Source organism: Streptomyces sp. NPDC059142, from assembly GCF_042755665.1.
GTDB lineage: Bacteria > Actinomycetota > Actinomycetes > Streptomycetales > Streptomycetaceae > Streptomyces.
Map to the genome: position 1 here is coordinate 1 of NZ_JBHZDA010000067.1, position 24,706 is coordinate 24,706.

23 protein-coding genes are annotated in these 24,706 nt (G+C 71.7%); 17 read left to right on the forward strand and 6 right to left on the reverse strand.

The features are described from left to right. Positions 1–106 precede the first annotated feature (106 nt). The 8 genes from ACFXPK_RS22665 (at position 107) to ACFXPK_RS22700 (ending at position 7,142) form a co-directional block, all read left to right on the forward strand. Entirely contained in the window at positions 107–793 is a 687-nt protein-coding gene (locus ACFXPK_RS22665; protein WP_385078049.1) for an HAD family hydrolase, read from the forward strand. Between the two features lie 43 nt (positions 794–836). Beyond that, complete coding sequence (locus ACFXPK_RS22670; protein WP_385078052.1) at positions 837–2,075, forward strand: MFS transporter; 1,239 nt, start codon at positions 837–839, stop codon at positions 2,073–2,075. Further along, positions 2,044–3,216, forward strand: a complete 1,173-nt coding sequence (locus tag ACFXPK_RS22675) for an acetoin utilization protein AcuC (RefSeq protein ID WP_384993794.1) — start codon at positions 2,044–2,046, stop codon at positions 3,214–3,216. The genes ACFXPK_RS22670 and ACFXPK_RS22675 overlap by 32 nt, the downstream gene beginning before the upstream one ends. A gap of 181 nt (positions 3,217–3,397) precedes the next feature. Continuing rightward, entirely contained in the window at positions 3,398–4,213 is an 816-nt protein-coding gene (locus ACFXPK_RS22680) for a phosphatase (RefSeq protein ID WP_385078055.1), read from the forward strand. A gap of 128 nt (positions 4,214–4,341) precedes the next feature. Then, positions 4,342–4,551 (forward strand): helix-turn-helix domain-containing protein, encoded by a 210-nt coding sequence (locus ACFXPK_RS22685; RefSeq protein ID WP_158575903.1) that lies wholly within the window; start codon positions 4,342–4,344, stop codon positions 4,549–4,551. 181 nt (positions 4,552–4,732) lie between these two features. Further along, a complete protein-coding gene (locus ACFXPK_RS22690; protein ID WP_003948845.1) occupies positions 4,733–4,831 on the forward strand; it encodes a 30S ribosomal protein bS22 in 99 nt (32 codons plus the stop codon). A gap of 186 nt (positions 4,832–5,017) precedes the next feature. Continuing rightward, a complete protein-coding gene (locus tag ACFXPK_RS22695) occupies positions 5,018–6,064 on the forward strand; it encodes an NAD-dependent epimerase/dehydratase family protein (RefSeq protein ID WP_385078057.1) in 1,047 nt (348 codons plus the stop codon). After that, complete coding sequence (locus tag ACFXPK_RS22700; protein ID WP_385078060.1) at positions 6,057–7,142, forward strand: lysophospholipid acyltransferase family protein; 1,086 nt, start codon at positions 6,057–6,059, stop codon at positions 7,140–7,142. The genes ACFXPK_RS22695 and ACFXPK_RS22700 overlap by 8 nt, the downstream gene beginning before the upstream one ends. Before the next feature lie 60 nt (positions 7,143–7,202). On the opposite strand, the gene ACFXPK_RS22705 is transcribed toward ACFXPK_RS22700, so the two are convergent. The 3 genes from ACFXPK_RS22705 to ACFXPK_RS22715 all read right to left on the reverse strand — a co-directional run bounded on the left by ACFXPK_RS22705 (position 7,203) and on the right by ACFXPK_RS22715 (position 11,003). Further along, entirely contained in the window at positions 7,203–8,441 is a 1,239-nt protein-coding gene (locus ACFXPK_RS22705) for a DUF5667 domain-containing protein (RefSeq protein ID WP_384993803.1), read from the reverse strand. A gap of 373 nt (positions 8,442–8,814) precedes the next feature. After that, the gene (locus ACFXPK_RS22710; RefSeq protein WP_385078063.1) at positions 8,815–9,609 is read right to left on the reverse strand and encodes an ECF subfamily RNA polymerase sigma factor, BldN family; all 795 of its coding nucleotides are present in this window, start codon (positions 9,607–9,609) and stop codon (positions 8,815–8,817) included. 440 nt (positions 9,610–10,049) lie between these two features. After that, positions 10,050–11,003, reverse strand: coding sequence for an HAD family hydrolase (locus ACFXPK_RS22715; RefSeq protein WP_384993808.1), 954 nt, complete (start codon positions 11,001–11,003; stop codon positions 10,050–10,052). Positions 11,004–11,162: 159 nt separating this feature from the next. On the opposite strand from ACFXPK_RS22715, the gene ACFXPK_RS22720 reads away from it, so the two are divergent. From ACFXPK_RS22720 to ACFXPK_RS22760, 9 genes are all read left to right on the forward strand, one after another. Further along, positions 11,163–11,441: a glutaredoxin family protein gene (locus ACFXPK_RS22720; RefSeq protein ID WP_384993811.1), complete on the forward strand. Its 279-nt coding sequence runs from the start codon at positions 11,163–11,165 to the stop codon at positions 11,439–11,441. A gap of 377 nt (positions 11,442–11,818) precedes the next feature. Next, positions 11,819–12,637, forward strand: coding sequence for a redox-sensing transcriptional repressor Rex (locus ACFXPK_RS22725; protein WP_384993814.1), 819 nt, complete (start codon positions 11,819–11,821; stop codon positions 12,635–12,637). Then, positions 12,634–14,010, forward strand: a complete 1,377-nt coding sequence (locus tag ACFXPK_RS22730) for a glutamyl-tRNA reductase (RefSeq protein WP_384993817.1) — start codon at positions 12,634–12,636, stop codon at positions 14,008–14,010. The genes ACFXPK_RS22725 and ACFXPK_RS22730 overlap by 4 nt, the downstream gene beginning before the upstream one ends. After that, positions 14,007–15,020 carry a hydroxymethylbilane synthase gene (gene hemC, locus ACFXPK_RS22735; RefSeq protein WP_385078068.1) on the forward strand — a complete coding sequence of 338 codons (1,014 nt, stop codon included), beginning with the start codon at positions 14,007–14,009 and terminating at the stop codon, positions 15,018–15,020. The genes ACFXPK_RS22730 and hemC overlap by 4 nt, the downstream gene beginning before the upstream one ends. Further along, positions 15,017–16,678: a uroporphyrinogen-III synthase gene (locus ACFXPK_RS22740; protein WP_384993822.1), complete on the forward strand. Its 1,662-nt coding sequence runs from the start codon at positions 15,017–15,019 to the stop codon at positions 16,676–16,678. Before hemC ends, ACFXPK_RS22740 begins: the two co-directional genes overlap by 4 nt. 206 nt (positions 16,679–16,884) lie before the next feature. Continuing rightward, positions 16,885–17,874, forward strand: a complete 990-nt coding sequence (gene hemB, locus ACFXPK_RS22745; RefSeq protein WP_385078071.1) for a porphobilinogen synthase — start codon at positions 16,885–16,887, stop codon at positions 17,872–17,874. A gap of 104 nt (positions 17,875–17,978) precedes the next feature. After that, positions 17,979–18,926 carry an STM4015 family protein gene (locus ACFXPK_RS22750; protein WP_385078106.1) on the forward strand — a complete coding sequence of 316 codons (948 nt, stop codon included), beginning with the start codon at positions 17,979–17,981 and terminating at the stop codon, positions 18,924–18,926. A 46-nt stretch (positions 18,927–18,972) separates the two neighbouring features. After that, complete coding sequence (locus ACFXPK_RS22755) at positions 18,973–20,220, forward strand: hypothetical protein (RefSeq protein WP_384993828.1); 1,248 nt, start codon at positions 18,973–18,975, stop codon at positions 20,218–20,220. A 257-nt stretch (positions 20,221–20,477) separates the two neighbouring features. Further along, positions 20,478–21,545 (forward strand): sodium:calcium antiporter, encoded by a 1,068-nt coding sequence (locus ACFXPK_RS22760; RefSeq protein ID WP_384993831.1) that lies wholly within the window; start codon positions 20,478–20,480, stop codon positions 21,543–21,545. Positions 21,546–21,598: 53 nt separating this feature from the next. Here ACFXPK_RS22760 and ACFXPK_RS22765 read toward each other — a convergent pair whose 3' ends face one another. From ACFXPK_RS22765 to ACFXPK_RS22775, 3 genes are all read right to left on the reverse strand, one after another. Beyond that, on the reverse strand, positions 21,599–22,786 hold the full coding sequence (locus ACFXPK_RS22765) for a serine hydrolase domain-containing protein (RefSeq protein WP_384993833.1): 1,188 nt from the start codon (positions 22,784–22,786) through the stop codon (positions 21,599–21,601). An 82-nt stretch (positions 22,787–22,868) separates the two neighbouring features. Beyond that, positions 22,869–23,639, reverse strand: coding sequence for an alpha/beta fold hydrolase (locus tag ACFXPK_RS22770; protein WP_384993836.1), 771 nt, complete (start codon positions 23,637–23,639; stop codon positions 22,869–22,871). Positions 23,640–23,681: 42 nt separating this feature from the next. Then, positions 23,682–24,509 carry a rhamnogalacturonan acetylesterase gene (locus tag ACFXPK_RS22775; RefSeq protein WP_384993839.1) on the reverse strand — a complete coding sequence of 276 codons (828 nt, stop codon included), beginning with the start codon at positions 24,507–24,509 and terminating at the stop codon, positions 23,682–23,684. Positions 24,510–24,706: the final 197 nt, after the last annotated feature.

Genomic DNA, 24,706 nt, shown 5'->3' on the forward strand with positions numbered 1-24,706 from the left:
GGGACCCTGTGGGAGAGTAGGACGCCGCCGAACAATTATTGTGGGAATGCCCCGCACCTTCTGGTGCGGGGCATTTCTGCGTTCCGGGCCCTTTAGGCTCGACGGTATGCGCTATGAACTCGTCATCTTCGACAACGACGGTGTCCTCGTCGACAGCGAGCGGCTCTCCAACACCATCCTGGCCGGCTATCTCACCGAACTGGGCCACCCCACCTCGTACGAGGACTCCCTGCGGGACTTCATGGGGGCCGCCGTGCACCGCGTCCACGATCTGGTGCGCGAGCGGACCGGGCAGCGGCTGCCCGCGGAGTTCGACGAGGAGCTGCACGCCCGCGTCTTCGCCGCCTTCGAGCGGGAGCTGACGCCGGTCGAAGGGGCCGTCGAGGTGATCGAGAAGCTGGCCGCCGACGCGGTGCCGTACTGCCTCGCCTCCTCCGGGAGCCACGAGCGGATCCGGGTCGGGCACCGGAAGACCGGTCTCGACCGGCTGTTCCCCCACAGGGAGAACGGCGAGAGGAACGGCGGGGGGAACGTCGTCTTCAGCGCCCAGGACGTCGACCGCGGGAAGCCGGCGCCCGATCTCTTCCTGCACGCCGCTGCCCGGATGGGCGTCGCCCCCGAGCGGTGTGCCGTCGTCGAGGACAGCCCCCTCGGCGTCCGGGCCGCCCTGGCCGCGGGCATGGACGTGTACGCGTTCACGGCGATGACGCCCGCCGGGAAGCTGCCCGGGGCCACCGGGTACTTCGCGCGGATGTCCGAACTGCCGGGGCTGCTCGGCCGATCCGTCGCCTGATCCACCTACCCATGGGTAGACGGGCGCCTTACGCTGTCCGGCCATGACAGATGTGCGGACAGATGTGCGGTTGCGGCACGGTCGGTTCTCGCTGGCGTTCAGTTTCTTCGTCCAAGGGGTGAGCTTCGCCCTTCTGGTGACCCGTATCCCGGCGATCCAGGACCGGTACGGGATATCCGACGCCCTGCTCCCCCTCTTCCTCGCGGCCGTGCCCGTGCTGGCCGGTGTCGGCAGTGTCGCCACGGAGAAGCTGGTCGTACGGATACGGCCCGGCCTCGTGCTGCGCTGTTCCCAGCCCGTCGTCCTGCTGGCCCTGCTCGGCGTCGGCGCCGGGGACGCCGTGGGGCAGCTCGCGCTCGCGCTGGGGGCGTTCGGGCTCTCCGTCGGCGCGCTCGACGCGTCGATGAACATGCTCGGCGTCAGCCTCCAGCGGGCGTACGGGCGCAGCATCATGCTCGGCTTCCACGCGGCGTTCAGCCTCGGCGGGATCGCCGGGGCCTCGCTCGCCTGGGTGGGGGCGCACGGGCATCTGCCGCTGCTCGTGTCGTATCTGCCGGTCGTGGTGGTGCTGTTGCCGGCCGCGCTCGTCGGCTCCCGCTGGTACGTGGATGCCCGGCAGAGCGAGGAAGGGGAGGACGAGAGGGAGCGGAAGGGGGTTTCGAGGCCGGCCGGGGGGCGTGCGCCGGTGGGGTTTCGGGTGTTGCTGCCGCTCTGCCTGGTCATGTGCTTCGCGTACATCGGGGACTCGACCGTCTCCAACTGGAGCGCCAAGTACCTCCAGGACGTGCTGGGCAGTTCGGAGGAGCTGGCCACCGTTCCGTACAACGCCTACATGGTGACCACGTTGCTGGGGCGTGCGGTCGGGGATCTGGGGGTGCGGCGGTTCGGGTCCGTGGTCGTCGTGCGGTGCGGGTCGCTGCTGGCGGGGGGCGGGTTCGCGGTGGTGGCGCTGGCTCCGGGGGCGTGGACGGGGATCCTCGGGTTCACGGTGCTGGGGCTCGGGCTGTGTGTGATCGTGCCGCAGACGTTCGCGGCGGCGGGACGGCTCTTCCCGGGCGGGAGCGATGCCGCGGTGGCCCGGCTCAATGTCTTCAACTACGTGGGGTTTCTGGTCGGGTCGCCGCTGGTGGGGGCGTTGGGCGACGCGTGGAGTTATCGCGGGGCCATGCTCGTGCCGATGGTGATGGTCCTCGTGACCCTGGTGTACGCCCGCTCGTTCGCGGCGGGGGAGGACCGATACGGTGGCGGGCATGAGCGGCCGCGCACGGTTGATGTGGGATGACGCAGTCACGGCGTACGACTTCGGGCCCAGCCACCCGATGGACCCGGTACGGCTCTCGCTGACCATGGGGTTGGTGCGGGCGTACGGGCTGGACAGAGCGGTCGACGTCGTCGCGGCGCCGCCCGCGGGGGACTCGACGCTGCGGCTCGTCCACCGTCAGGAGTACGTGGACGCGGTACGGCGTGCCTCGCTCGACCCGCGGGGCGCGGAGGCGTCGTACGGGCTCGGTACGGAGGACGATCCGGCGTTCGCCGGGATGCACGAGGCGTCGGCGCTGATCGCCGGGCAGTCGGTGGGCGCGGCGGAGGCGCTGTGGCGCGGGGAGTGCGCGCACGCGGTGAACTTCGCGGGCGGGCTGCACCACGCGATGCCGGGGGCGGCGTCCGGCTTCTGTGTCTACAACGACGCGGCCCTCGCGATCGCGCGCCTGCTGGAGCTGGGGGCGGAGCGGGTCGCGTACGTCGATGTGGACGTGCACCACGGGGACGGTGTGCAGGCGGCGTTCTGGGAGGACCCGCGGGTGCTCACGGTGTCGCTGCACGAGCACCCCCGGACGCTCTTCCCGGGCACCGGATGGCCGGAGGAGACCGGCGCGGGTGCGGGAGAGGGCGGTGCGGTCAATGTGGCGCTGCCGGCGGGGACGGGCGACGAGGGGTGGCTGCGGGCCTTCCACGCCGTGGTGCCGGAGCTGCTGGCGGACTTCCGGCCGCAGGTGCTGGTGTCGCAGCACGGCGCCGACACACACTTCGAGGACCCGCTCGCGCATCTCGCGGTGTCGCTGGACGCGCAGCGGGCGGTGCAGGCGTCCTGTCACGATCTGGCGCACGAGTACGCGGAGCGCGGGCGGTGGCTGGCGCTCGGCGGGGGCGGGTACGCGGTGGTGGACGTGGTGCCGCGGTCCTGGACCCATCTGGTGGGGATCGCGGGGCACGCGCCGGTCGATCCGCTGTCGGAGCCGCCGGACTCCTGGCGGCACGAGGTGTACGCGCGGACGCGGCAGTGGGGTCCCGGCCGGATGACGGACGGGCGGACGCCGGCCTGGCGGTCGTGGGAGTCGGGGTACGACCCGGCGGACCGGCTGGACCAGGCGGTGCTGGCGACGCGCAGGGCGGTGTTCCCGGCGCGGGGGCTGCTGGCGTAGCGGCCGTACCGTCGTGCGGTAAATCGCACCGGGTGGCCGGGTGGCCGGGTGGCTGGTGGCCGGGCTCCGTGGCGCGGGCGACCGGGCTTTGTGGCACCGTTCGTAGTGGTCGTTACGCCAACCGTGCGGTCTGTCCCGGGTTCCGGCCCGGTGTCGGGGGCAAGGCGGCAGCATCGGTGGGGTGTTGAGCACCGGTGCCCTGCGGGCGCATCTTCTGGCGGCCAGGCTGGCCGGTCCTGTGGCGACGTCGCGGGAGGAGAGTCTGCGCAGCTACCGTCTCTTCGCCGCCAGGGATCCACGGGTGACGATCGGAATCGATCCCGAATGGGCATGGGATGAACGGGACTTGCTCGCTCTGATGGCAGACCGGTGCGGGGTCTCGCGCGATTCCGATCATGTGTCGGGACCTGATGTGATTGATCCGGAGCTGACGCTGCGGGCGCTGGACGCGTTCGCGGAGCGCCTCGGGGAGGCGGCGGCCCGGCGGGTCCCGGTGTTGCTGGGGACGGGGCATCCGCATCGGCTGCTCGGTTTCTACGCGGGGTTGGCAGACGCTTTGTCGGCGGCGGGATGCCTTGTCCTCACCCCCGCGCAGGGGAGATGTATCGACATAACGACCCGGTTCGGGGTACGCACGTACAACCTCGACTACGTACGGGGAGTCGCGCTGGTGCGGGAACCCGGCGTGCGGCGCGCGGGGCGTGAGACCGGCGCACATACCCACTCACCGCTGCCGGTTCGGGCGGTTCTGGAGGCTCTGGCGGAGGCCGGAGGGCCGCTTCCCGGGCTTGTCGTCGGGGACCACGGCTGGGTCTGCGGGGCAGGTCAGCTCGGTGTGGAGGCCATCGGCCTGGCCGACACGGACGATCCCGCGCTCTTCGTCGGGGAAGCGGAGGGACGGGTGTCGGTGGTCGTTCCGCTTGATGACGCCGTGCGGTCCGATTACTACCTGCCGCTTACTCGCTATGTACTCAATCGGGCGTGTCTGTCACAGTAGGCGGCCGGAGGCTGCTCCTCTTCCCCACTCGCATCACCCGCCCCTAGTCTGGGATGTGAGCGCACAGCGACGAAGAGTTACCGGAGGGGAAGCCGGTGGCCGTCGGGTGCGGAAGGTACAGGTGGATCATGGTTGCTGGCGAGAGGCCTCTGAACGAGGTCAAGTTCCTTACCGTGGCGGAGGTCGCCTCGGTGATGCGAGTGTCGAAGATGACCGTGTACCGCTTGGTGCACAGCGGTCATCTGCCGGCGATCCGGGTGGGCAGGTCCTTCCGGGTTCCGGAGCAAGCGGTTCACGAGTACCTCCGCGAGTCCTTTGTGGGGGTCGAGTCCGCGTAGTGCCCGTGACCGGCGGCGTTCGTGCCTCCAGGGCTCGTCGGAGGGCGAATGCCGCCGGGATGGGGGGACTGGGTTTGCCTCGGATTACGTCCCTCACTCGGCGGCGGGTAGGCTAGGCCGACGTAGGTCGTGTGGGCCCAGACGCCCCGCACCGAGTGAAGAGAAGTGAGCGAGGGTAGTCGTGGGCTCTGTTATCAAGAAGCGGCGTAAGCGGATGGCCAAGAAGAAGCACCGCAAGCTGCTCAAGCGCACCCGCGTTCAGCGTCGCAACAAGAAGTAAGTGCGATAGCTGTACGCGCATTCGTGGCCCTTTCACCGACATGGTGGGAGGGCCACGGTTGTCTCTCGGTCAAATGTCGGACGCCGTGGGTCCGGCGGTCGTCACATCGCGACGGCCACCCGCTACGGTGACGAGGCGGATCCGGAGGTCCGTGGCGGATCCGGAGGTCTAGGGAAGGCGCTGATCTTGGGCAAGGTCGTGCTCGTGACCGGGGCGGCCCGGCAGCTCGGCGGCCGTTTCGTACGGCGTGTGCAACGCGAACCCGGCGTGGACCGGGTGATCGCCGTGGACGCGGCGACCCCCGGGCACGGGCTGGGCGACGCGGAATTCGTCCGGGCGGACATCCGCCGGCCCGCCATCGCGCGGGTCCTGGCCGAGCACGCCGTCGACACCGTCGTCCACCTCGATGTGACGGGCACTCCCCTGGGCGCGGGCGGCCGGGCCGCGGTCAAGGAGACCAACGTCATCGGCACGATGCAGCTCCTCGGCGCTTGTCAGAAATCGCCATCCGTACAGCGGCTGGTGGTGAAGTCCAGTACGAGCGTCTACGGCTCGGCGCCCCGGGACCCGGCGGTCTTCCTGGAGACCACCCCGCCCAAGTCGCTGCCGAGCGGTGGCTTCGCCAAGGACGCGGTGGAGGTCGAGGGGTACGTACGCGGCTTCGCGCGCCGCAGGCCCGATGTGGCGGTCTGCGTGCTGCGCTTCGCGAACATCCTGGGGCCCTCGGCGGACTCGCCGCTCGCCGAGTACCTGTCGCTGCCCGTCCTGCCGACGGTCTTCGGCTACGACCCCCGGCTCCAGTTCGTCCACGAGGACGACGCGCTCGCCGTCCTGCTGATCGCGTCGGAGGCGCCGCGGCGCGGGACGCTCAACAGCGGCACGTTCAATGTGGCCGGGGACGGGGTGCTGACGCTCTCGCAGTGCTCACGGCGGCTCGGACGGCCCACCGTGCCGGTCCCGCTGCCGGCGGTGACCTGGGTCGGTACGGCGCTGCGGACGGTCGGGGTGACGGACTTCTCACCGGAGCAGATCCGGCTGCTGACGCACGGCCGGGTGGTGAGCACGGTCCAGATGCGCGAGACACTGGGCTTCGTGCCGTCGTACACGACCGCGGAGGCGTTCGCGGACTTCGCGCGCGGCCGGGATGCCGGACTGCTGCCGCCGGAGGCCGTGGGCCGTACCGTCGACCGTCTCTCCACCCTCGTCAGCAAGGAGCGCCCCGGACATGGCTGATGCCAAGGTCATCCCCTTCGGCGAGGAGCCGAGGTCGCGGCGCGGCGGCGGCTCCGGCGGCGGCGGGACGGGCGCGGGCGGCGGCGGTGGCCGGCGGCAGCACCACGGCAAGGACGGTGCGTCGCGGCGCGCCCAGGGGCCGCTGACGCCCGTACCGGAGCCGCGGGCGGGCGACGCCCCCGAGGACGCGGAGCGGGCCGGGACGGACGGGCCCGGGACACCGGCCGCGGACGGCGGGGGCGGCTGGGAGCGGCGGCTCGCGGGCGGGCTGGCGTTCCTGCGCCGGCGGGTCACCGGCGAGTACGAGGTCGACGAGTTCGGCTACGACAAGGAACTCACCGAGCAGGTCCTGATGTCGCTGATCCGGCCGGTGTACGAAAAGTACTTCCGTGTCGAGGTGAAGGGCATCGAGAACATCCCGTCGGACGGCGGGGCCCTCGTGGTGGCCAACCACTCGGGCACGCTGCCGCTGGACGGGCTGATGATGCAGGTCGCCGTCCACGACAACCATCCGGCGGACCGGCATCTGCGGCTGCTCGCGGCGGACCTGGTCTTCATGATGCCGGTCGTCAACGAGCTGGCGCGGAAGGCCGGGCACACGCTGGCGTGCGCGGAGGACGCGGAGCGGCTGCTGCTGGCCGGTGAGGTCGTCGGGGTGATGCCCGAGGGGTTCAAGGGCCTCGGGAAGCCGTTCGGCGACCGGTACAAGCTCCAGCGCTTCGGGCGGGGCGGGTTCGTCTCGACGGCGCTGCGGGCGGGGGTGCCGATCGTGCCGTGCTCGATCGTGGGCGCCGAGGAGATCTACCCGATGATCGGCAACGCGCGGACGCTGGCGCGGCTGCTGGGGCTCCCGTACTTCCCGGTCACGCCGACCTTTCCGTGGCTGGGGCCGCTGGGGGCGCTGCCGCTGCCGACGAAGTGGACCATCCAGTTCGGCGAGCCGATCCCGACGGACGGCTATCCGCCGGAGGCCGCGGAGGATCCGATGCTGATGTTCAACCTGACGGATCAGGTGCGCGAGCAGATCCAGCACTCGCTCTACAATCTGCTGGTGCAGCGGCGGTCCGTCTTCTTCTGATTGCTCCCTGCCTCCATTCCTCCGTAACGGAGGCATGGAGGCAGGGAGCAACGGAGAGCCCTAGCCGGCGTCCTCCGCCTTGATGCCGAGCCCGGGGAGCAGGTCGGGCAGCAGGGGCGGGATGGTGATGTCGGGGCCGGGGCGGTCGGTGCCGTCCTTGTCGTTCTCGGACGGCGAGGGGGTGACGCTGTTCTGCGGCGGGTCGAGCAGGCCGCCCGTACTGCCGCCGAGCAGCCCCTCGTCGGACGAGGTGGCCGAGCCGGGGCTCGACGGACCTGGCCTCTCCTCGGTCCGCGCCGAGCCGCTGTCCGTGCCGCCGCTCCTGCTCGGGGTGGCGGGCGTGGGGTGGTCCTGCGCGGGGTGACCGCGCCCCGTGGAGTCCTGGGTGGAGCCGGGGCGGGTGGTGTTCTGGTGCTTCTCCGGCGCCTTGGGCAGCAGGGACTGGAGCGGGGCGACCTCTTCGTCTATGGCGTCGAACACCGAACTCACTTCGTTGCCGACGTCCGAGAGCTGTACGGGGAGCCGGTCGCGCAGCCCGTTCCAGGTCTGGCGGTGCGCGGCGGAGAACGAGGAGAGGGTGGCGATCGGGCCGAGCGAGCCGTCCCGTTCGTAGGCCTGGTGGAGCAGTCGGTGGCCTTCGGTGACATCGTGTTTCATTCCGCCGAGGGTGCGGCGGATCTCGCCCAGGGATTCGTGGTCCAACTGGCCGGAACGGCCGCGCTCCATCAGTCGGCGTGCCTCGCTGAGGCGGGTCGAGGCGTGGTCGAGGTAGAGCTCGCCGCGGTCGGACTCGTCGCCCGCCAGGTTGAGCTTGAAGTCCTCCATGCCGCGCTTCAGCCCGTACAGCGAGTCACCGGGCAGGGCGTCGGAGCTGGCGGCTGCGACACCGCCGAAGGCGCCCGCCGCCACCCCGACCGTGAGCCCGCCGGCCGCGAGCCCCTTGGACCAGCGGGATCTCGGCCGCAGTTTGCGCAGTGGGGACGCGCGGTGGGCACCGCGGCCCGACTTCCGCTGCTCGGGGACCGTAGGGCTCGGCCTCACCTCCCCCGTTGCTGTGCCCTCCAGCAGCATGGCCTCCATGGCGGCCACGAGCTGAGCCCGCTGCACCACTTTGACCTCGGGGTCCAGCGTGGGTCTCGGTAGTTCACCGAGACCACTCGCCAGGGCCAACAGCCGCCCCTGTCCGGCCGGTTCGACCGGATCGGCGGGCTGTTCGGCCGCCGTGTCCTGGAGCGTCTGGTCTTCCAGGGCCTGGGCGAAGGCGTTCGCCCGCCGGTGTGCCGAAACGTTCGCGATCACTGGCGGCACCTCCTCTCGTCATGACGATCGACTCCCCTGGGGGTCCGGAAGGTTGCACGCCTTGAGCGCATCCACACGAATGAGTGAGTGGCTGCGGGCATGGCGTGACCGCAGGGAGCCTGCATCCCGCACAACGAGCGGCGCGGCACTTGGGTTACGGACGAAGGATGATCGGACCAGTGCGTCATCGATGCGTCACCGACTGTGAGTTGGGTCCGTGGTGAGGGCGGGCGTGGGGGCGGGGTGGGGCGTGGGGGGGGAGTGGAGGTGTGGGGGTACGGGCCGACGGCGGGGGCGGGCCGTCGGGCCGTCGGATCGGCGGGCCGTCTCGTGGCCGGGTGGCCGGGTGGTCGGACGGTCCGGGGCGGGGTGGTCAGCGGGCGTCTTCGGGGAGCAGTCGGGCCAGGGTGCGGACGGCCCGGTACTGCAAGGTTTTGATCGCTCCTTCGTTCTTGCCCATGACCCGGGCGGTCTCGGCGACCGAGAGCCCTTGGAGGAAGCGCAGCGTGACGCACTCCTGCTGCTGGGGGTTGAGTTTCCGTACGGCTTCGAGGAGCGCCGCGTTCGAGAGGGACTCCAGGACGGAGTCCTCGGGGCTGCGTTCGACCTCGTTGGCGTCGAGCATTTCGCCGGTGGTCACTTCCAGCCGGAAACGGCTCGACTTGAAGTGGTCGGCGACCAGGTTCCTGGCGATCGTGACCAGCCAGGCGCCGAAGTCGCGGCCCTGCCAGGTGAACGTGGAGATGCGGCGCAGGGCGCGCAGAAACGTCTCGCTGGTGAGGTCCTCGGCGGTGGCCTTTCCGCCCACGCGGTAGTAGATGTAGCGGTAGACGGTGTCGCTGTACTGGTCGTACAGCCGGCCGAAGGCTTCCGCCTCACCGGCCTGGGCGCGCTCGACTAACTCCATCATGCGGGCGCTGTCGCTGTCGGCGCTGGGCCGACGGGTGGTGGTCGAGGCGGCGGAGCTGCTGCGGCCGCCCCGTCTGCTGACGGCGGCACCACCACTCGCCAGGGCGTAACAAGGTCCGATAGGGCCGCTCACGGCAGGGGCCGGTGCGGCGAAGGCGGGCATGGCGTACGCGGTGGGGACGAAGCCGCGCAAGTGGTCGAGGACCGTTGCGCGGAGCGTAGCCAGGCCCGAGGCGTCAACCCCGACGTGTGGGTACACGGGACTCCCAGAGGCAGAGCTTCCATCACGTGCAGTGCGGGACCGTTCACTCGTCGTGGCGACGGGTGGGGTCCGGTATGCGTCTGAGGAGAATAACGCTTCGTACAGGCAGCGCTACACCCAGTTGCTCAAATCATCGATTACGTCGCTTCCGTGCCGCCTAGGAGGCGGATCTAGTAGCACATCGTGACCATTTATTGATCAGATTGCGTCAAGATCTGCTTGCTCTCGTGATGGGTTGTGCCTGAGTGACGGCGTGCGCATGCAACGGACGGCCCCACGGGTGTTTCCGTGGGGCCGTCCGTTGTGACGAATTCGCCGAAGGGCGTGTCGCCGTGTTGACGACGGGTCGAGAGAGGTTGACGGCGCCGGGCCGTCCGGTGACGGTCGAGGTGACGCCGGGTGCCCGGTGCCGCCGAGCCGTCGCGTGCTGGCGGGCGTCAGCGCCGGCGGCGGTGCAGGGCGACCGCGGCGGCGGTGCCGCCCGCGAGGGCGCCGACCCCGGCGGCGGCCGGGATGCCGACCTTGGCCGCCTTGCGGCCGGTGCGGTAGTCGCGCAGCCGCCAGTCCAGCTTCCGCGCGTGCTTGCGGAGCTTGGCGTCCGGGTTGATCGCGTACGGGTGTCCCACCAGCGAGAGCATCGGGATGTCGTTGTGCGAATCGCTGTAGGCGGCGCAGCGGTCCAGGTCGAAGTTCTCGGCGGCGGCGAGCGCGCGGACGGCCTCGGCCTTGGCGGGGCCGTGCAGCGGTTCGCCGACGAGCCGGCCGGTGTAGACGCCGTCGACCGACTCGGCGACGGTGCCGAGGGCGCCGGTCAGGCCGAGGCGGCGGGCGATGATCGTGGCGGTCTCGACGGGCGCGGCGGTCACCAGCCAGACCTGCTGGCCCGCGTCCAGATGGGCCTGGGCGAGGGCGCGGGTGCCCGGCCAGATGCGGTCGGCCATGTACTCGTCGTAGACCTCCTCGCCGATGGACATCAGCTCGGAGACGCGGTGGCCCTTGACGATGGACAGGGCGCTCTCGCGGGCGTCCTGCATATGGGCGGGGTCCTCGACGCCGGCGAGCCGGAACCAGGTCTGCTGCCAGGCGAAGCGGGCCAGCTCGCGGCGCTGGAAGAACTTCCGCTTGTACAGGCCGCGGCCCAGGTGGAAGATCGCGGCGCCCTGCATCACGGTGTTGTCGAGGTCGAAGAAGGCGGCGGCGCGGTCGTCTCCGGCGACGGGGAAGTCCGGTGCCTCGCCGGCCGTGCCGGCGGATTCCTCGCCTGGCGCGCCGTGTGCTTCCTGCGCCTCCTGCGTGGACTTGAGTCCTGCCTCGGCTGCGGCCTCGCCTGCGAGCACGCTCCTCGCGGTGGCGGAGCGCTTACGGGGGGTGAGCCATCCCAGTGCGGCCATAGCGTGAGCATAGCCATTCTGTTCGGGGGTTCCGGACGGGTGGGGGCGACGGGGGGTGAACTCTCCGCGACCGGTGTGTTAATGCGGTGATCATGCCAATGCGGCCCGGCTGTGGACAATCGGCGGGCCACGGCGCCCGGCGGGCGGAGAATGGGGGCCATGAGTCCTCTGTTGCGGCGTACGACGAAGAAGAAGGCCGACGAGCGGGTGGTGACGCTTGTCTCGAAGCCGGGGTGCCACCTCTGTGACGACGCGCGCGCGGTCGTCGAGGCGGTCTGTGCCGAGACCGGTGCTTCCTGGGAGGAGAAGGACATCACGCGGGACGAGGCGCTGCACCGCGCGTACTGGGAGCAGATCCCGGTGGTCCTGGTCGACGGCGAGCAGCACACGTTCTGGCGGGTGGACGCGGAGCGGCTCCGGCGCGAACTGGGGGCGTGACGCGAAAGACGGTTACCATCATGGGCGCTTTGCAGGCTTCTCTCCGGTGATCGTCCCCGTGTGCGCCATCCGTACGCGATCCGGACGCGCGGGCGGTCGCCGTCGGTGCGGGAGCGGGTGCCGTAAGGGCGTGGAGAGCGGTCGCGGGGGCGGATTCGTGAGGAGTGTGTACGGTTTTGCCCCCTTCGTGTGTGCAACGGGCTGAAGCGGTCCCCGGTTCCGGGATGGCCGGATCGGGACGCGTGACCCCGGTCACTTTGCTCGGACAAAACGGACACAATCTTTGTGCACGCGTTCACAAAGACATAGCCTGCATTCGACGGGGCGGTCCTGGGACATACGGCCGCCTGCAGCCCAGCTCATCCCGTTGGAGCACCGTGGCAACTGGCCGAACTCACCGACCGGCGACCCGTAGCCGAGGAATCCCCGAGGCCACCGTCGCCAGGCTTCCGCTGTATCTGCGGGCGCTGACCGCTCTCTCGGAGCGTTCCGTACCCACGGTCTCCTCCGAGGAGCTCGCCACCGCCGCCGGGGTCAACTCCGCGAAGCTGCGCAAGGACTTCTCGTATCTCGGCTCCTACGGGACCCGCGGTGTGGGCTACGACGTCGAGTACCTCGTCTACCAGATCTCGCGCGAGCTGGGGCTGACCCAGGACTGGCCGGTCGTGATCGTCGGCATCGGTAACCTCGGCGCCGCGCTCGCCAACTACGGAGGGTTCGCCTCCCGTGGCTTCCGGGTCGCCGCGCTGATCGACGCCGACCCCGCCATGGCCGGCCGGCCCGTCGCCGGGATCCCCGTCCAGCACACGGACGAGCTGGAGACCATCATCAGCGACAACGGCGTCTCGATCGGGGTCATCGCGACCCCCGCGGGCGCCGCCCAGCAGGTCTGTGAGCGGCTGGTCGCCGCCGGGGTCACCTCGATCCTCAACTTCGCGCCGACCGTGCTGTCCGTGCCCGACGGCGTGGACGTCCGCAAGGTCGACCTCTCCATCGAACTCCAGATCCTCGCCTTCCACGAGCAGCGCAAGGCCGGTGAGGGCGCCGCCGCCGAGGCGGCCCTCGCGGCGATGGCGCCCGCCGAGCGCGCGTCCACCGCCGGCGTCGCCGAGACGACATCGGCGCCTTCGGCCGACACCACCCCCTCCGGCCGGAAGGGACCCGACGGGGACGTCCCCGCGGTGATGCCGGCATGAGCCTTCTGGTCGTCGGACTGAGCCACCGCAGCGCGCCGGTGAGCGTCCTCGAACACGCCTCGCTCTCCGCGGACGCGCAGGTCAAGCTGTTGCAGGACACGCTCGCCGCCGAGCCGGCGACCGAGGCCACCGTCCTCGCCACCTGCAACCGCATCGAGCTGTACGCCGACGTCGACAAGTTCCACGCAGGGGTCGCCGAGCTGTCCACCCTCCTCGCCCAGCACAGCGGCGTCGGGCTGGAGGAGCTGACCCCCTACCTCTACGTGCACTACGAGGACCGCGCCGTCCACCACCTCTTCTCGGTGGCCTGCGGCCTGGACTCGATGGTCGTCGGCGAGGGCCAGATCCTCGGCCAGATCAAGGACACGCTCGCGCTCGGTCAGGAGCTGCACACCGCGGGCCGCCTCCTCAACGACCTCTTCCAGCAGGCCCTGCGGGTCGGCAAGCGGGCCCACAGCGAGACCGGGATCGACCGGGCCGGGCAGTCGCTGGTCACCTTCGGTCTCGAACAGCTCGCCACCGGCTCCGACGTGGACGCCTGGGCCAGGGGCAAGCGCGCGCTGGTGATCGGCGCGGGCTCCATGTCCTCGCTGGCCGCCGCGACCCTCGCCCGCGCCGGGGTCGCCGAGATCGTCGTCGCCAACCGCACGACCGCCCGCGCCGAACGGCTCGTGCAGATCCTCCACCAGTACGGCCTGACCGAGCCCGGCGGGCGGAGCCTGAGCGCCCGCGCCGTGGAGATGAGCGCCGTCCCCGGCGAGCTGGCCCGCGCCGATGTCGTCGTCTCCTGCACCGGCGCCACCGGACTCGTCCTGACGGCCGACGCCGTCGAGGACGCGCTGCGGACCCGCGGCTGCCCGGCGCCGCTCGCCCTCCTCGACCTCGCCATGCCCCGCGACATCGACGCCGGGGCGCACCGCCTCGACGGCGTACGGCTGGTCGACATCGAGACGCTGGCCGAGGCGTCCGCCGACGCCCCCATGGCCGCCGACGTCGACCAGGTCCGCACCATCGTCTCCGACGAGGTGGCGGCCTTCGGCGCCGCCCAGCGCGCCGCCCACATCACCCCGACCGTGGTCGCGCTGCGCGCCATGGCCGCCGACGTGGTGAACAGCGAGGTCGCCCGCCTCGAAAGCAGGCTCCCCGGCCTCGACGAGAAACAGCGCGCCGAGGTCACCAGGACCGTGCGCCGCGTTGTCGACAAACTCCTGCACGCGCCCACCGTGCGGGTCAAGCAGCTCGCCAGCGAGCCCGGCGGCGCCGGGTACGCGGACGCGCTGCGCGAACTCTTCGACCTCGACCCGCAGACGGTCGCCGCCGTCAGCCGGGCCGACCTGAATGACACCGACGGTGTAGGCAGAGGGCGAGTATGACCGAGAAGGCACTGAGGCCCGCGACGGCCTCACGGCCCGAGGAGCCGTTGAGGCCCGACAAGGCCCTGAGGCTGGGCACGAGGCGCAGCAAGCTCGCCATGGCCCAGTCCCGCCAGGTGGCGGAGGCGGTGCGCGGACTCACCGGGCGCCCCGTCGAACTGGTCGAGATCACCACGTACGGCGACACCTCGCGCGAGCACCTGGCGCAGATCGGCGGCACGGGCGTCTTCGTCACCGCGCTGCGTGACGCGCTGCTGCGCGGCGAGATCGACTTCGCCGTGCACTCCCTCAAGGACCTGCCGACGGCGCAGCCCGCCGAGCTGACCCTGGCGGCCACGCCGCGCCGCGAGGACCCCAGGGACGCGCTGATCGCGCGGGACGGGCTGCTCTTCAAGGGGCTGCCCGACGGGGCCCGCGTCGGTACGGGGTCGCCGCGCCGCACGGCCCAGCTCAACGCGTACGCGCGCAGTCACGGGCTGACGATAGAGACCGTGCCGATCCGCGGGAACATAGACACCCGGATCGGCTTCGTCCGCAGCGGGCAGCTCGACGCCGTCGTGCTCGCCGCCGCCGGACTCCATCGCATCGGCAGGTCGGACGAAGTCACCGACCTCCTGCCGGTCGACACCGTTTTGCCGGCCCCCGGCCAGGGGGCCCTCGCAGTGGAGTGCGCCGCGGTCAACGTGGACCTCGCCGCTGTGCTCGCCGAGCTCGACGACCCGTACACCCGGGTCGCCGTGACCGCCGAGCGTTCCCTGCTCGCCGCCCTGGAGGCCGGTTGCAGCGCACCTGTGGGTGCGCTGGCCGACCTGCTGGCCGACGGACAGGTTGTCAACGAAATGCGCCTGCGCGGCGTCGTCGGCACGACCGACGGCTCGACGCTGGTGCAGCAGTCCATCACCGGTCCCGTACCCACGTCGCTCGACGACGCTCTCGCGCTCGGGCGCGAACTCGCGTCGGGGATGCTCGCCAAGGGTGCGGCCGGTCTTATGGGGGAGCGAGCACATTGAGCCCCACCACCTCTGACCTTCCGGCCTGCTCCGCATCGGGGCACGTCACCTTCCTAGGTGCCGGACCCGGAGATCCGGGTCTGCTGACACTCCGCGCCGTCGAGGCGCTCGCGGGGGCTGACGTACTGATCGCCGAGCCTGATGTGCTCGACGTCGTACGGAGCCATGCGAGGGCGGGCGTGAGCACCCCCGCGCTGACGGTTGTCGACGATGCGTCAGCAGCCGCCGGGATCCCCGCGATCCGGGATGCGGCCAATATTGTCATGGAGGCCGCGCGGGGCGGCAGGCGGGTGGTCCGTGCGGTCGCGGGCGATCCCGGGCTCGACGGCGACGCGGGCACGGAGATGCTCGCCTGCGCCACCGCGGGCATCCCCTTCGAGGTCGTCCCCGGCGTCGCCGCCGCGGTCGGTGTGCCGGCGTACGCCGGGGTACCGCTGCGCGACGCCCAGGGCACCGATGTACGCATGGTGGACGCGCGGACCGCCAGCGAGCGCTGCTGGAGCGAGGTCGGTGCCAGCGACGGCACGGTCGTCATCTCCACCACCCTGGAGTCGGTGGCCGCCGCCGCCGGTGAGCTGGTCGCCGCGGGCCGCAAGCCGGACACCCCGCTGACCGTCACCGTCGCCGGTACGACCACGCGCCAGCGCACGTGGAACGCGACGCTCGGGACGATCGCGCAGATCCTGAAGCAGGCGAAGGTGCTGCCCTCCCCGGAGGGACACCGGCCGGTCATAGCCGTGGTCGGTGAGCGCAGCGCCGCGGCACAGCGCGACCAGCTCGCGTGGTTCGAGTCCAAGCCGCTGTTCGGCTGGAAGGTCCTCGTCCCGCGCACGAAGGAGCAGGCCGCCTCGCTCTCCGACCAGCTCAGGTCGTACGGCGCGGTCCCGCACGAGGTCCCGACCATCGCGGTCGAGCCGCCGCGTACGCCCCAGCAGATGGAGCGCGCGGTCAAGGGCCTGGTCACGGGGCGCTACGAGTGGATCGCCTTCACCTCGGTCAACGCGGTCAAGGCCGTACGGGAGAAGTTCGAGGAGTACGGGCTCGACGCCCGTGCCTTCGCCGGGATCAAGGTCGCCGCGGTGGGCGAGCAGACCGCCGCGGCGCTCGTCGACTTCGGTGTGAAGCCCGACCTCGTACCGTCCGGTGAGCAGTCCGCCGCCGGGCTGCTGGAGGACTGGCCGCCGTACGACCCGGTCTTCGACCCGATCGACCGGGTGTTCCTGCCGCGCGCGGACATCGCCACGGAGACGCTGGTTGCCGGGTTGATCGAGCTGGGCTGGGAGGTCGACGACGTCACGGCGTACCGCACCGTGCGCGCCTCGCCGCCGCCGGCCGAGACCCGTGAGGCGATCAAGGGCGGCGGGTTCGACGCCGTGCTGTTCACCTCGTCCTCGACCGTGCGGAACCTGGTCGGGATCGCGGGCAAGCCGCACAACGTGACGGTGATCGCGTGCATCGGCCCGGCGACGGCGAAGACCGCCGAGGAGCACGGGCTGCGCGTCGACGTCCTGGCGCCGGAGCCGTCGGTGCACAAGCTGGCGGAGGCGCTGGCCGCGTTCGGCACACAGCGCCGGGAGGCCGCCAAGGAGGCGGGCGAAACGGTCACGCGGCCGAGCGAGCGCCGTCCGGGCAGCAGGAGACGCCGTACGACGACCTGAGGTCGGTACGGGAGGGACAAGGGGCGCGGCCCGGTCGCAGTGGCGGCCGGGCCGCGCCGTGCGTGGCGGGCGCCTGCGCGGGGCCCGGAGTTTCCGGTCCCGGTGTCGGTAAGGCCACGGGGCGCCCGGGGCTATCGTCGAAGGTGGCCCCGCACGCGCACGACGCGCCCGTAAGGACATCCAAGAGGGGCGAGAGGCGACTGACGATGACTGTGTACGGATCCTTCCCCGCGTCGCGGCCCCGCCGGCTGCGCGTCAACCCGGTGATGCGCCGGATGGTCGCGGAGACCCGGGTCCACCCGGCGGACCTGATCCTCCCCGCGTTCGTCCGCGAGGGGATCGGCGAGCCCGTGCCGATCTCCTCGATGCCCGGCGTGGTCCAGCACACGCTGGACACCCTGCGGAAGGCGGCGGTGGACGCGGCCTCGGCGGGGGTCTCCGGGATCATGCTCTTCGGTGTTCCGGACGAGGCGAAGAAGGACGCGACGGGGTCGGCGGGCACGGACCCCGACGGGATCCTCCAGGCCGGGATCCGCGCCGTGAAGGCCGAGGTGGGCGACGACCTGCTCGTCATGTCCGACCTGTGCCTGGACGAGTTCACGGACCACGGCCACTGCGGGGTGCTGGACGGTGCGGGCCGGGTCGACAACGACGCGACGCTGGAGCGGTACGCGGAGATGGCGCAGGTCCAGGCCGACGCGGGCGTCGACGTGGTGGGCCCCAGCGGCATGATGGACGGCCAGATCGGGGTGGTCCGTGACGCGCTCGACACGATCGGCAAGGAGGACGTGGCGATCCTCGCGTACACGGCGAAGTACTCGTCGGCCTTCTACGGCCCGTTCCGCGAGGCCGTCGGCTCGTCGCTGAAGGGCGACCGCAAGACGTACCAGCAGGACCCGGCCAACGTCCGCGAGTCCCTGCGCGAGCTGGCGCTCGACCTGGAGGAGGGCGCCGACATGGTGATGGTCAAGCCGGCCCTGCCCTACCTGGACATCCTCGCGCGGATCGCCGACGAGACGGACGTGCCGGTCGCCGCGTACCAGATCTCCGGCGAGTACGCGATGGTCGAGGCGGCGGCGGAGAAGGGCTGGATCGACCGGGACGCGGCGATCCTGGAGACCCTGACGGGGATCAGGCGCGCGGGCGCGTCCATGATCCTGACGTACTGGGCGACGGAGGCCGCGCGCATGCTCTGACCTGCCGGTTCGGCAGGGGCGGGGCCGGTTGTCAGTGGCCGCTGATAGAACGTCAGGTGTCAGGTCAGCCCCGCACCGAGCCCGGGAGCCTCCTCTTGTCGCATGTGCAGCACGTCCGTGAGTTCCACGGGCTCCCCGCGTTCACCGTCCCGCCGTTCGCCCACGCGGCGGAGCTGCCGGACCCGGCGGCCGTCGCCTGGCGCTTCCAGTGCGGGCCGTACGAGTCCGACGAGGGGTACGAAGCGTGCTGGGAGCGCTTCGTGGCGGCGGTCGAGCTGGAGAAGGTGCGGGCGATCGTCCTCGGCTCTCCCTGGTACGACTCCGAGGGCGGTGGCGGGGAGCGCTGTCTGATCGAGCAGAGCCACCGGCTCACCTCGCTGGAGGCGGTCTTCCTCGGCGATGTCGAGGGCGACGAGTCGATGATCTCCACGATAGGCCAGAGCGATCTCGCGCCGCTCCTGGCGGCGTTCCCCGGGCTGCGGGAGCTGGCCGTACGCGGCGGGGACGGCCTGGACTTCCCCGTGACGGGCCATGAGGAACTGCGGGTGCTGCGCGTCGAGTCGGGCGGTCTGCCCCCGGAGGCGGCGGCGCACATCGCCGCCGCCGAACTGCCCGCGTTGGAGCGCCTGGAGCTGTGGCTCGGCGACGACGAGTACGGGGGCGGTGCGACGGTCGAGGACCTCGCCCCGCTCTTCGCGGGGACGGGCAAGCCGAACCTGCGCCATCTGGGGATCCAGAACAGCCCGGTCCAGGACGAGATCGCCGCCGCGTTGGCCTCGGCTGCCGTCGTGGAGCGGTTGACCTCGCTGAGCCTGTCGATGGGCACCCTCTCCGACGCGGGCGCGCGGGCGCTGCTGCACGGGCAGCCGCTCACCCATCTCGAACTGCTCGACCTCTCGCACCACTTCCTCAGCAGGGACATGATGCTGCGGCTGTGGACGACGCTGGAGCCGGCCGGGGTCCGGGTGCATCTGCGCGGGCGGAACGACGAGGACGAGGACCTTCTCGAATTCGGCGACGCGCACGGCCGCTATGTCGCGGTGGCCGAATGAGCACCACAGGCGTTCCCGTCCCCGCCCCCCTGCGAAAGGCGCCCCGATGAGGCACACCCCCGAGTTCGAGGATCCGGACGACAACCGGATCACCAGCCTCCGGCTGGGCGGCCGGCCACCCTGGCGGACCACCGGCACGAGAGTGCCGTACGGGCATGTCCTGTACGCGGCGGCGGGGATGGGGTGGAGCGCGGACGCCGTGGTGGAGCGGCTGACCGCGCTGGGGTTCGCCGACATCGAGCGCCCCGGGGGCCCGCTGCCGGAGACGGTCGACCGCGACGACGCCCTGCTGGCCAACGCGGGCGGCAGCACCGACAACCACCTCGTCTGGATCGGCGTCGACACCCCCGTGACGCTGCGCCACCTGCTCGACGCGGCTGTGCGGGTGGGCCGGAGCCCCGCCGATGTCGAGCGCACGCTGCGCTCCTTCGGCTACCGGATCGCGGGCGAGGACCTGCCGCCGCTGCCCGGGACCCCCGACCCCCGGGACCTCCTGCTGATCCGTACGGACGCCGGGGGCGGCGGGCAGTGGCTGGAGCGGGGCGCGCAGGTGCTGCCGTACCAGGTGAACCAGGCGGCCGACGTCCTCGGCTGCGGCCCGCACGCCGCAGCCCTGCGCCTGGTCGAGCTGGGCTTCCGGCTGCCGTACACCCCGGAGCCGGAGGACGAGCGGATCATCGGCGACGGGCGCGCGGCCGTCGGCCATGTCCTCGACGTCGCCCGGGAACTGGGCCGCGCCCCGGCGCACATCGTCGCCCGGCTGACGGAGCTGGGCCACGCCGTCCCGGCCTGCGTACCGGACGCCCCGGAGGCGGACGACCCCGTCCTCCTCAGTGAACGCCTCGACGGCCGGGCCCCCTGGCTGGCCGTGCACCGCAGGGTCGGCGTGCAGCCGCGGCACGTTCTGCGCGCCGCTCTGGCCACCGGCCGGACCCCGGCGGACGTGGCAGGACGGCTGGCCGAGCTGGGCCACCGGCTGCCCGAGCACGCACGGCTGCCGGAGACCGCCGACGAGGCGGACATCCGGCTGCTGGCGACGCTCGACCCCGACCGCTCGCTCCTGGACGACGTCCTCCTGGAGAACGTCCTGCGCTGCGCGAGCCTGACGGGCCGCACCCCGGCCGATGTCGCGGCGCGGCTGGAGGAGTTCGGCTACCGGCTGCCCGACGAGGTGGAGTATCCGGAGATACGGGGCTCGGCGGCGGTCCGCGACTCGGCGGCGGTCCGGAGGCCGACGGTCCGGGGACCGGCGGTCCAGGGGGCGGCAATCCGGGGCTCGGCGGTCCGCCCGTGACGGTGGTGCTCATCGGGCGGTGACCGCCTATAGTGGGCGGCTGCGAAGGGGAGTAGCCCCGCGATACCGGTCGTCGACACACTGGAGCCCTCGGGTTCCCGGTGGCCGGGCCCGCGTCCGGTGAGGATGCGGGTGGGCGAGACCTTCGGCCCATTTGTCGACGACATGAATGCGCGTCGGCGGGGTCGAAGCTGCCGCCGCCCCTCGCGCTGGTCGTCTCGGAGCCCCGCCGGTGCGGGAAAGCCGGACGGTACCCCGTGATCCATTTTGTACTGCTCATCGTATGTGCGGTGGCGATCTATCTCTCCTGCGAGTGGTTCGTCAACGCGGTCGAGTGGCTGGGCGAGCGCCTGAACGTCGGGAAGATGGCGGTCGGCACCATCCTGGCCGCCTTCGGCACCGCGCTGCCGGAGTCCGTGGTCACCCTGGTCGCGGTGACCACCGGAGCCACCGAGGAGGCCAAGGACATCGGTGTCGGAGCCGCCATGGGCGGCCCGCTCGCCCTGGCCACCGTCGCCTACGGCGTCACCGGAACGATGCTCCTCCTCAAGCGCCGCAAGGAGCGCGCCGCCGTCCTGGCCGGCGCCGGCGGGGGCTCGGGCGCCGGTGCGCCGTCCGCACCGGGCGGCGAGGCCCTGGGCGACGCGAAGGACATGAAGCGCCTGGCCAGGGACCAGAAGTGGTTCCTCCCGATCTTCATCGTGAAGGTCGCCCTCGGGCTGGTCGCCTTCGCGTTCAAGCCCGCCCTGGGCGTGCTGTTCTTCGCCGCCTACGCGGTCTACTTCTTCCGGGAGATCCGCAGCAGCCGCGCCGACGACAGCGGCGACGAGGACGAGGAGCTGGAGCCGCTGAAGCTCCAGCCCAAGGCTGCCTCCCCGGCGACCTGGGCCGTGGTCCTCCAGACCCTGGCCACCCTCGTGGTGATCTTCTTCGCCGCGCACTTCTTCGTGAAGCAGCTCGATGTCATCGGCCCGATGCTGGGCCTGTCCGCGACGGTCACCGCCCTGCTGCTGTCACCCATCGCCACCGAACTCCCGGAGATCATGAACGCCGTGATCTGGGTACGGCAGGGCAAGACCAGGCTCGCGCTCGCCAACATCTCCGGAGCCATGATGATCCAGGCCACCGTGCCCAGCGGCATCGGCCTGTTCTTCACCCGCTGGCAGTTCGACGGCGCCCTCCTCTGGTCCGGGATCATCACGATGGCCGCGATCGTCTACCTCCTGCTGACCATGCGCGCCCACAAACTCACCCCGGCGCGCCTCGCGGTCGCGGGACTGTTCTACGTGGTCTTCGCCGCCGGACTCGTCCCCATCCTGTCCTGACCCCGAGGCACCCCACCGCCCGACGGGTGTCCGGAGCACGCGGGCGGCGCCGGTCACCGCACGGCGCCGCCCGCGCCCGCCCCGTACCGCCAGAAGTCCCGCATCAGGGCGGGCGGGGTCGGGCCGGTCATGGCGACCTGGCTGAGCAGGATCGTCACCGCGCCCGTGGACGGGGTGAGGTGCGCGGCCGTTCCCGTACCGCCGACCCAGCCGTACCGGCCCCGTACGTTCCAGGGCGCGGACTCCACCACGTCCACCGAACCGCCGAAGCCCCACCCCTGGCCCTCCGTGAACAGCCCGCTCGCCTCGCGCTGCGCGGGGGTGAGGTGGTCGGTGGTCATCAGCGCGACCGACTCGGGCGTCAGCAGCGTACGGTCGCCCGCGCGGCCCCAGGCGAGCAGCATCCGCGCGAAGGCGTGCAGGTCGTCGGCGGTCGACACCAGCCCGCCCGCGCCGGACGGGAACCGGGGCGGGCTGCTCCACTGCCCGTCCGGGGTGTCGACCAGATCGAGGCCCCTGCCGGGACCGCTGTCCCCGTCCCGCTTGTAGTAGCTGGTGAAGCGTTCGAGCTTCCCGGCCGGCACGGAGAATCCCGTGTCCACCATGGCGAGCGGTTCGAAGACGCGCTCCGCCAGGAACTCCGGCAGCGGGCGGTCCGCGACCCTGGCGATCAGCACCCCCTGGATGTCGGAGCAGGTGTTGTAGAGCCACACCTCGCCCGGCTGGTGCAGCAGCGGGATCCGCGACAGCTTCGCCATCCACGCGTCGGGCTCCATCGTGTGCAGCGGCTCCGGCGTCCCCTGCGTCAGCTCCTCGAAGAGCGCCTTGGCGGCCGGGAGCGAGAAATCCGAGGGGAAGCCGTACCCGGCGCGGAAGGTGAGCAGGTCGAAGACGGTGATCGGCGCCGTCGCCGGGACCACGTCGTCCACCGGGCTGCCCGGCGTACGGACGACGGACGGCGCGGCCAGCTCCGGCAGCCATGCCGCGACCGGCTCGTGCAGCCCGATCCGCCCCTCCTCGATCAGCATCATGAGCGCGGCGGCGACGACGGGCTTGGTGACCGAGGCGATCCGGAAGATCGAATCGCGGGCCATCGGCGCGCCCCCTGCCGTGTCGACGGAACCGACCGCCGCCACCTCCGGCTCGCGCCCGTCACCGCGCGCCACGAGGCCCACGACCCCGGGGACGGATCCGCTGTTGACGTGGGCATCAAGAACATCGCTCAGGGTGTTGTCGTTCATACCGTCCACCTTCTCCAGGGGGTGATGGGAAGACAGACCTCCGACACGGCCCGAAATCATCGGATCCGGCGGGAAGCGGGGATCAGGGGGATTCCAGGGCCGCCGCGACCACCGCGTCCGGGTTGTCCCGGTACACGGCGTGCCCCGCGCCCTCCACCACCGACCAGCGGAAACCGGTGCGGGCCTCCGCGATACGGCGCCCCTGCCCGGCGCCGAAGACGGCCCCCCGGTCCGGATCGGCGGCGAGCACGGTGACGGGGCGCGGGTACTCGGTCAGCGCCTGCTCGTACGACCAGGGGGCGTTGCTCCGCAGCACCGTCTCGACCACGTACGGACTCGACCGGCGCGCGGCCTGCGCCTTCAGGAACGCGTCCTCGGGGTGCCAGTCCGGGTTCTCCCTGAGCATCGCCTCGGGGTCGGTGTTCCGGACCTCGTCGCAGAGCGACCGGACGAACCCGTCGACCGCCTGCTCGGGCACGGTGAGTACGGGGTCGAGGAGCAGCAGCCGGTCCGCCCAGTCGGGCGCGGCGCTCGCGGTGGCGGTGGCGACGAGTCCGCCCAGCGAGTGCCCGACGACCAGATCCCAGGCGGCGGGCCCGGCCGGTCCCGCGGGCGGCCGCAGCGGGAGCACGTCGGCCACGAACCCGCCGATGTCGTAACGCCGGGTCCGTGGCGCGAGCCCATGGCCCCGCAGGTCGGGCGCGGTGACCGACCAGCCCGCGCGGGCCAGTTCATCCGCCACGTACCACCAGCAGGCCGCCGCCGAGGTCAGTCCGTGGAGCAGCAGGACGCGCCGGGCCGCGTCCTGCCGGCCCCAGTGCAGGACGGGCAGTCGTACGGGAGTGTGATCCATCACGCCATCGAAGCACGGCGCGCGGGCGCGCGGGCGCGCGGCTCAGGCTGTGGTGGGCTTCACCTCCCCGGACAGCGGCAGCCCGAGGCGCGCCACCGCCTGGGCGACCAGACGGGACATCTGGGTGGCGCCGTTCTGCTGGAAGTGGGTGTCGTCGGAGACCCCGTTGGGGAAGTTCGGGTACTGCCCCGGGTTCAGCCACAGGAAGATCTTCTTGGACGCCTCGATCCCGACACCGTTCAGATAGACGCGGCTCAGCTCCGACAGATCGACCAGCGGCGCCCCCTCCTCGGCGGCGACGGCCCTGGCGGCGTTCACGTACTGGGGGAACGAGACGTTGAACTGCCCGGTGGACGCGTTGTACGAGCGCCGCGACACCGGCGTCACCACGACGGGGGTCGCGCCCCGGGCACGGGTGGCCCGGATGTAGTCGTTGCGCAGGTATTCCTTGTAGTCGGCGGGCGAGGTGTAGCGCTCGGCGTTGCCGACGGTCGCGTCGTTGTGGCCGAACTGCACGAAGAGGTAGTCGCCCGCCTTGATCACCTGATGGATCGCGGCGAGCCGCCCCTGCTCGATGAACGATCGCGAACTGCGCCCGCCGATGGCCCGGTTGGCGACGGTGATGTTGGACGAGAAGAACGCGGGCAGCGTCTGGCCCCATCCGGCCTGCGGGTAGTAGCCGGAGGTGTACGTCTGCGCGGTGGAGTCACTGGCGATGTAGAGGGTGCCGGTGGCGGCGCTCCTCGCCGACGCGGTGCCGGGCAGCCCGAGGGCGGTGGCGGCCCCGGCCCCGAGCGCGGCGCCGGTACCGAGGAGGAACCGCCTGCGGTCGGTGGAGAAGGGGTGGGAGCGGGGGGTGGTGGGGGACATCCGGGACTCCTGACGGGAGGGGGTGGTGCGTGGGGTGGTGCCGTCGTCAGTCGGATGTCGCCGCCGGGAGCGGAAAGGTTGGCGGGTGCGGGAAAGGTCGTCGGGCGGTGAAGGGTGCTCGGGTGGTGAAGGGTGCTCGGGTGGTGGGGAGTCGGAGTCCGTGGAGCGATCGGGGACACCGGGGGAACCAGGGGCAT

Bases quoted from the DNA above. Each gene is read 5' to 3' on its own strand.
- ACFXPK_RS22670 (WP_385078052.1), top strand. From the start codon at position 837: ATGACAGATGTGCGGACAGATGTGCGGTTGCGGCACGGTCGGTTCTCG.
- ACFXPK_RS22770 (WP_384993836.1), bottom strand. From the start codon at position 23,639: ATGGATCACACTCCCGTACGACTGCCCGTCCTGCACTGGGGCCGGCAG.
- ACFXPK_RS22765 (WP_384993833.1), bottom strand. From the start codon at position 22,786: ATGAACGACAACACCCTGAGCGATGTTCTTGATGCCCACGTCAACAGC.
- ACFXPK_RS22755 (WP_384993828.1), top strand. From the start codon at position 18,973: ATGAGGCACACCCCCGAGTTCGAGGATCCGGACGACAACCGGATCACC.
- ACFXPK_RS22715 (WP_384993808.1), bottom strand. From the start codon at position 11,003: ATGGCCGCACTGGGATGGCTCACCCCCCGTAAGCGCTCCGCCACCGCG.
- ACFXPK_RS22700 (WP_385078060.1), top strand. From the start codon at position 6,057: ATGGCTGATGCCAAGGTCATCCCCTTCGGCGAGGAGCCGAGGTCGCGG.
- ACFXPK_RS22730 (WP_384993817.1), top strand. From the start codon at position 12,634: ATGAGCCTTCTGGTCGTCGGACTGAGCCACCGCAGCGCGCCGGTGAGC.
- ACFXPK_RS22675 (WP_384993794.1), top strand. From the start codon at position 2,044: ATGAGCGGCCGCGCACGGTTGATGTGGGATGACGCAGTCACGGCGTAC.
- ACFXPK_RS22775 (WP_384993839.1), bottom strand. From the start codon at position 24,509: ATGTCCCCCACCACCCCCCGCTCCCACCCCTTCTCCACCGACCGCAGG.
- ACFXPK_RS22685 (WP_158575903.1), top strand. From the start codon at position 4,342: ATGGTTGCTGGCGAGAGGCCTCTGAACGAGGTCAAGTTCCTTACCGTG.
- ACFXPK_RS22665 (WP_385078049.1), top strand. From the start codon at position 107: ATGCGCTATGAACTCGTCATCTTCGACAACGACGGTGTCCTCGTCGAC.
- ACFXPK_RS22720 (WP_384993811.1), top strand. From the start codon at position 11,163: ATGAGTCCTCTGTTGCGGCGTACGACGAAGAAGAAGGCCGACGAGCGG.
- hemC (WP_385078068.1), top strand. From the start codon at position 14,007: ATGACCGAGAAGGCACTGAGGCCCGCGACGGCCTCACGGCCCGAGGAG.
- hemB (WP_385078071.1), top strand. From the start codon at position 16,885: ATGACTGTGTACGGATCCTTCCCCGCGTCGCGGCCCCGCCGGCTGCGC.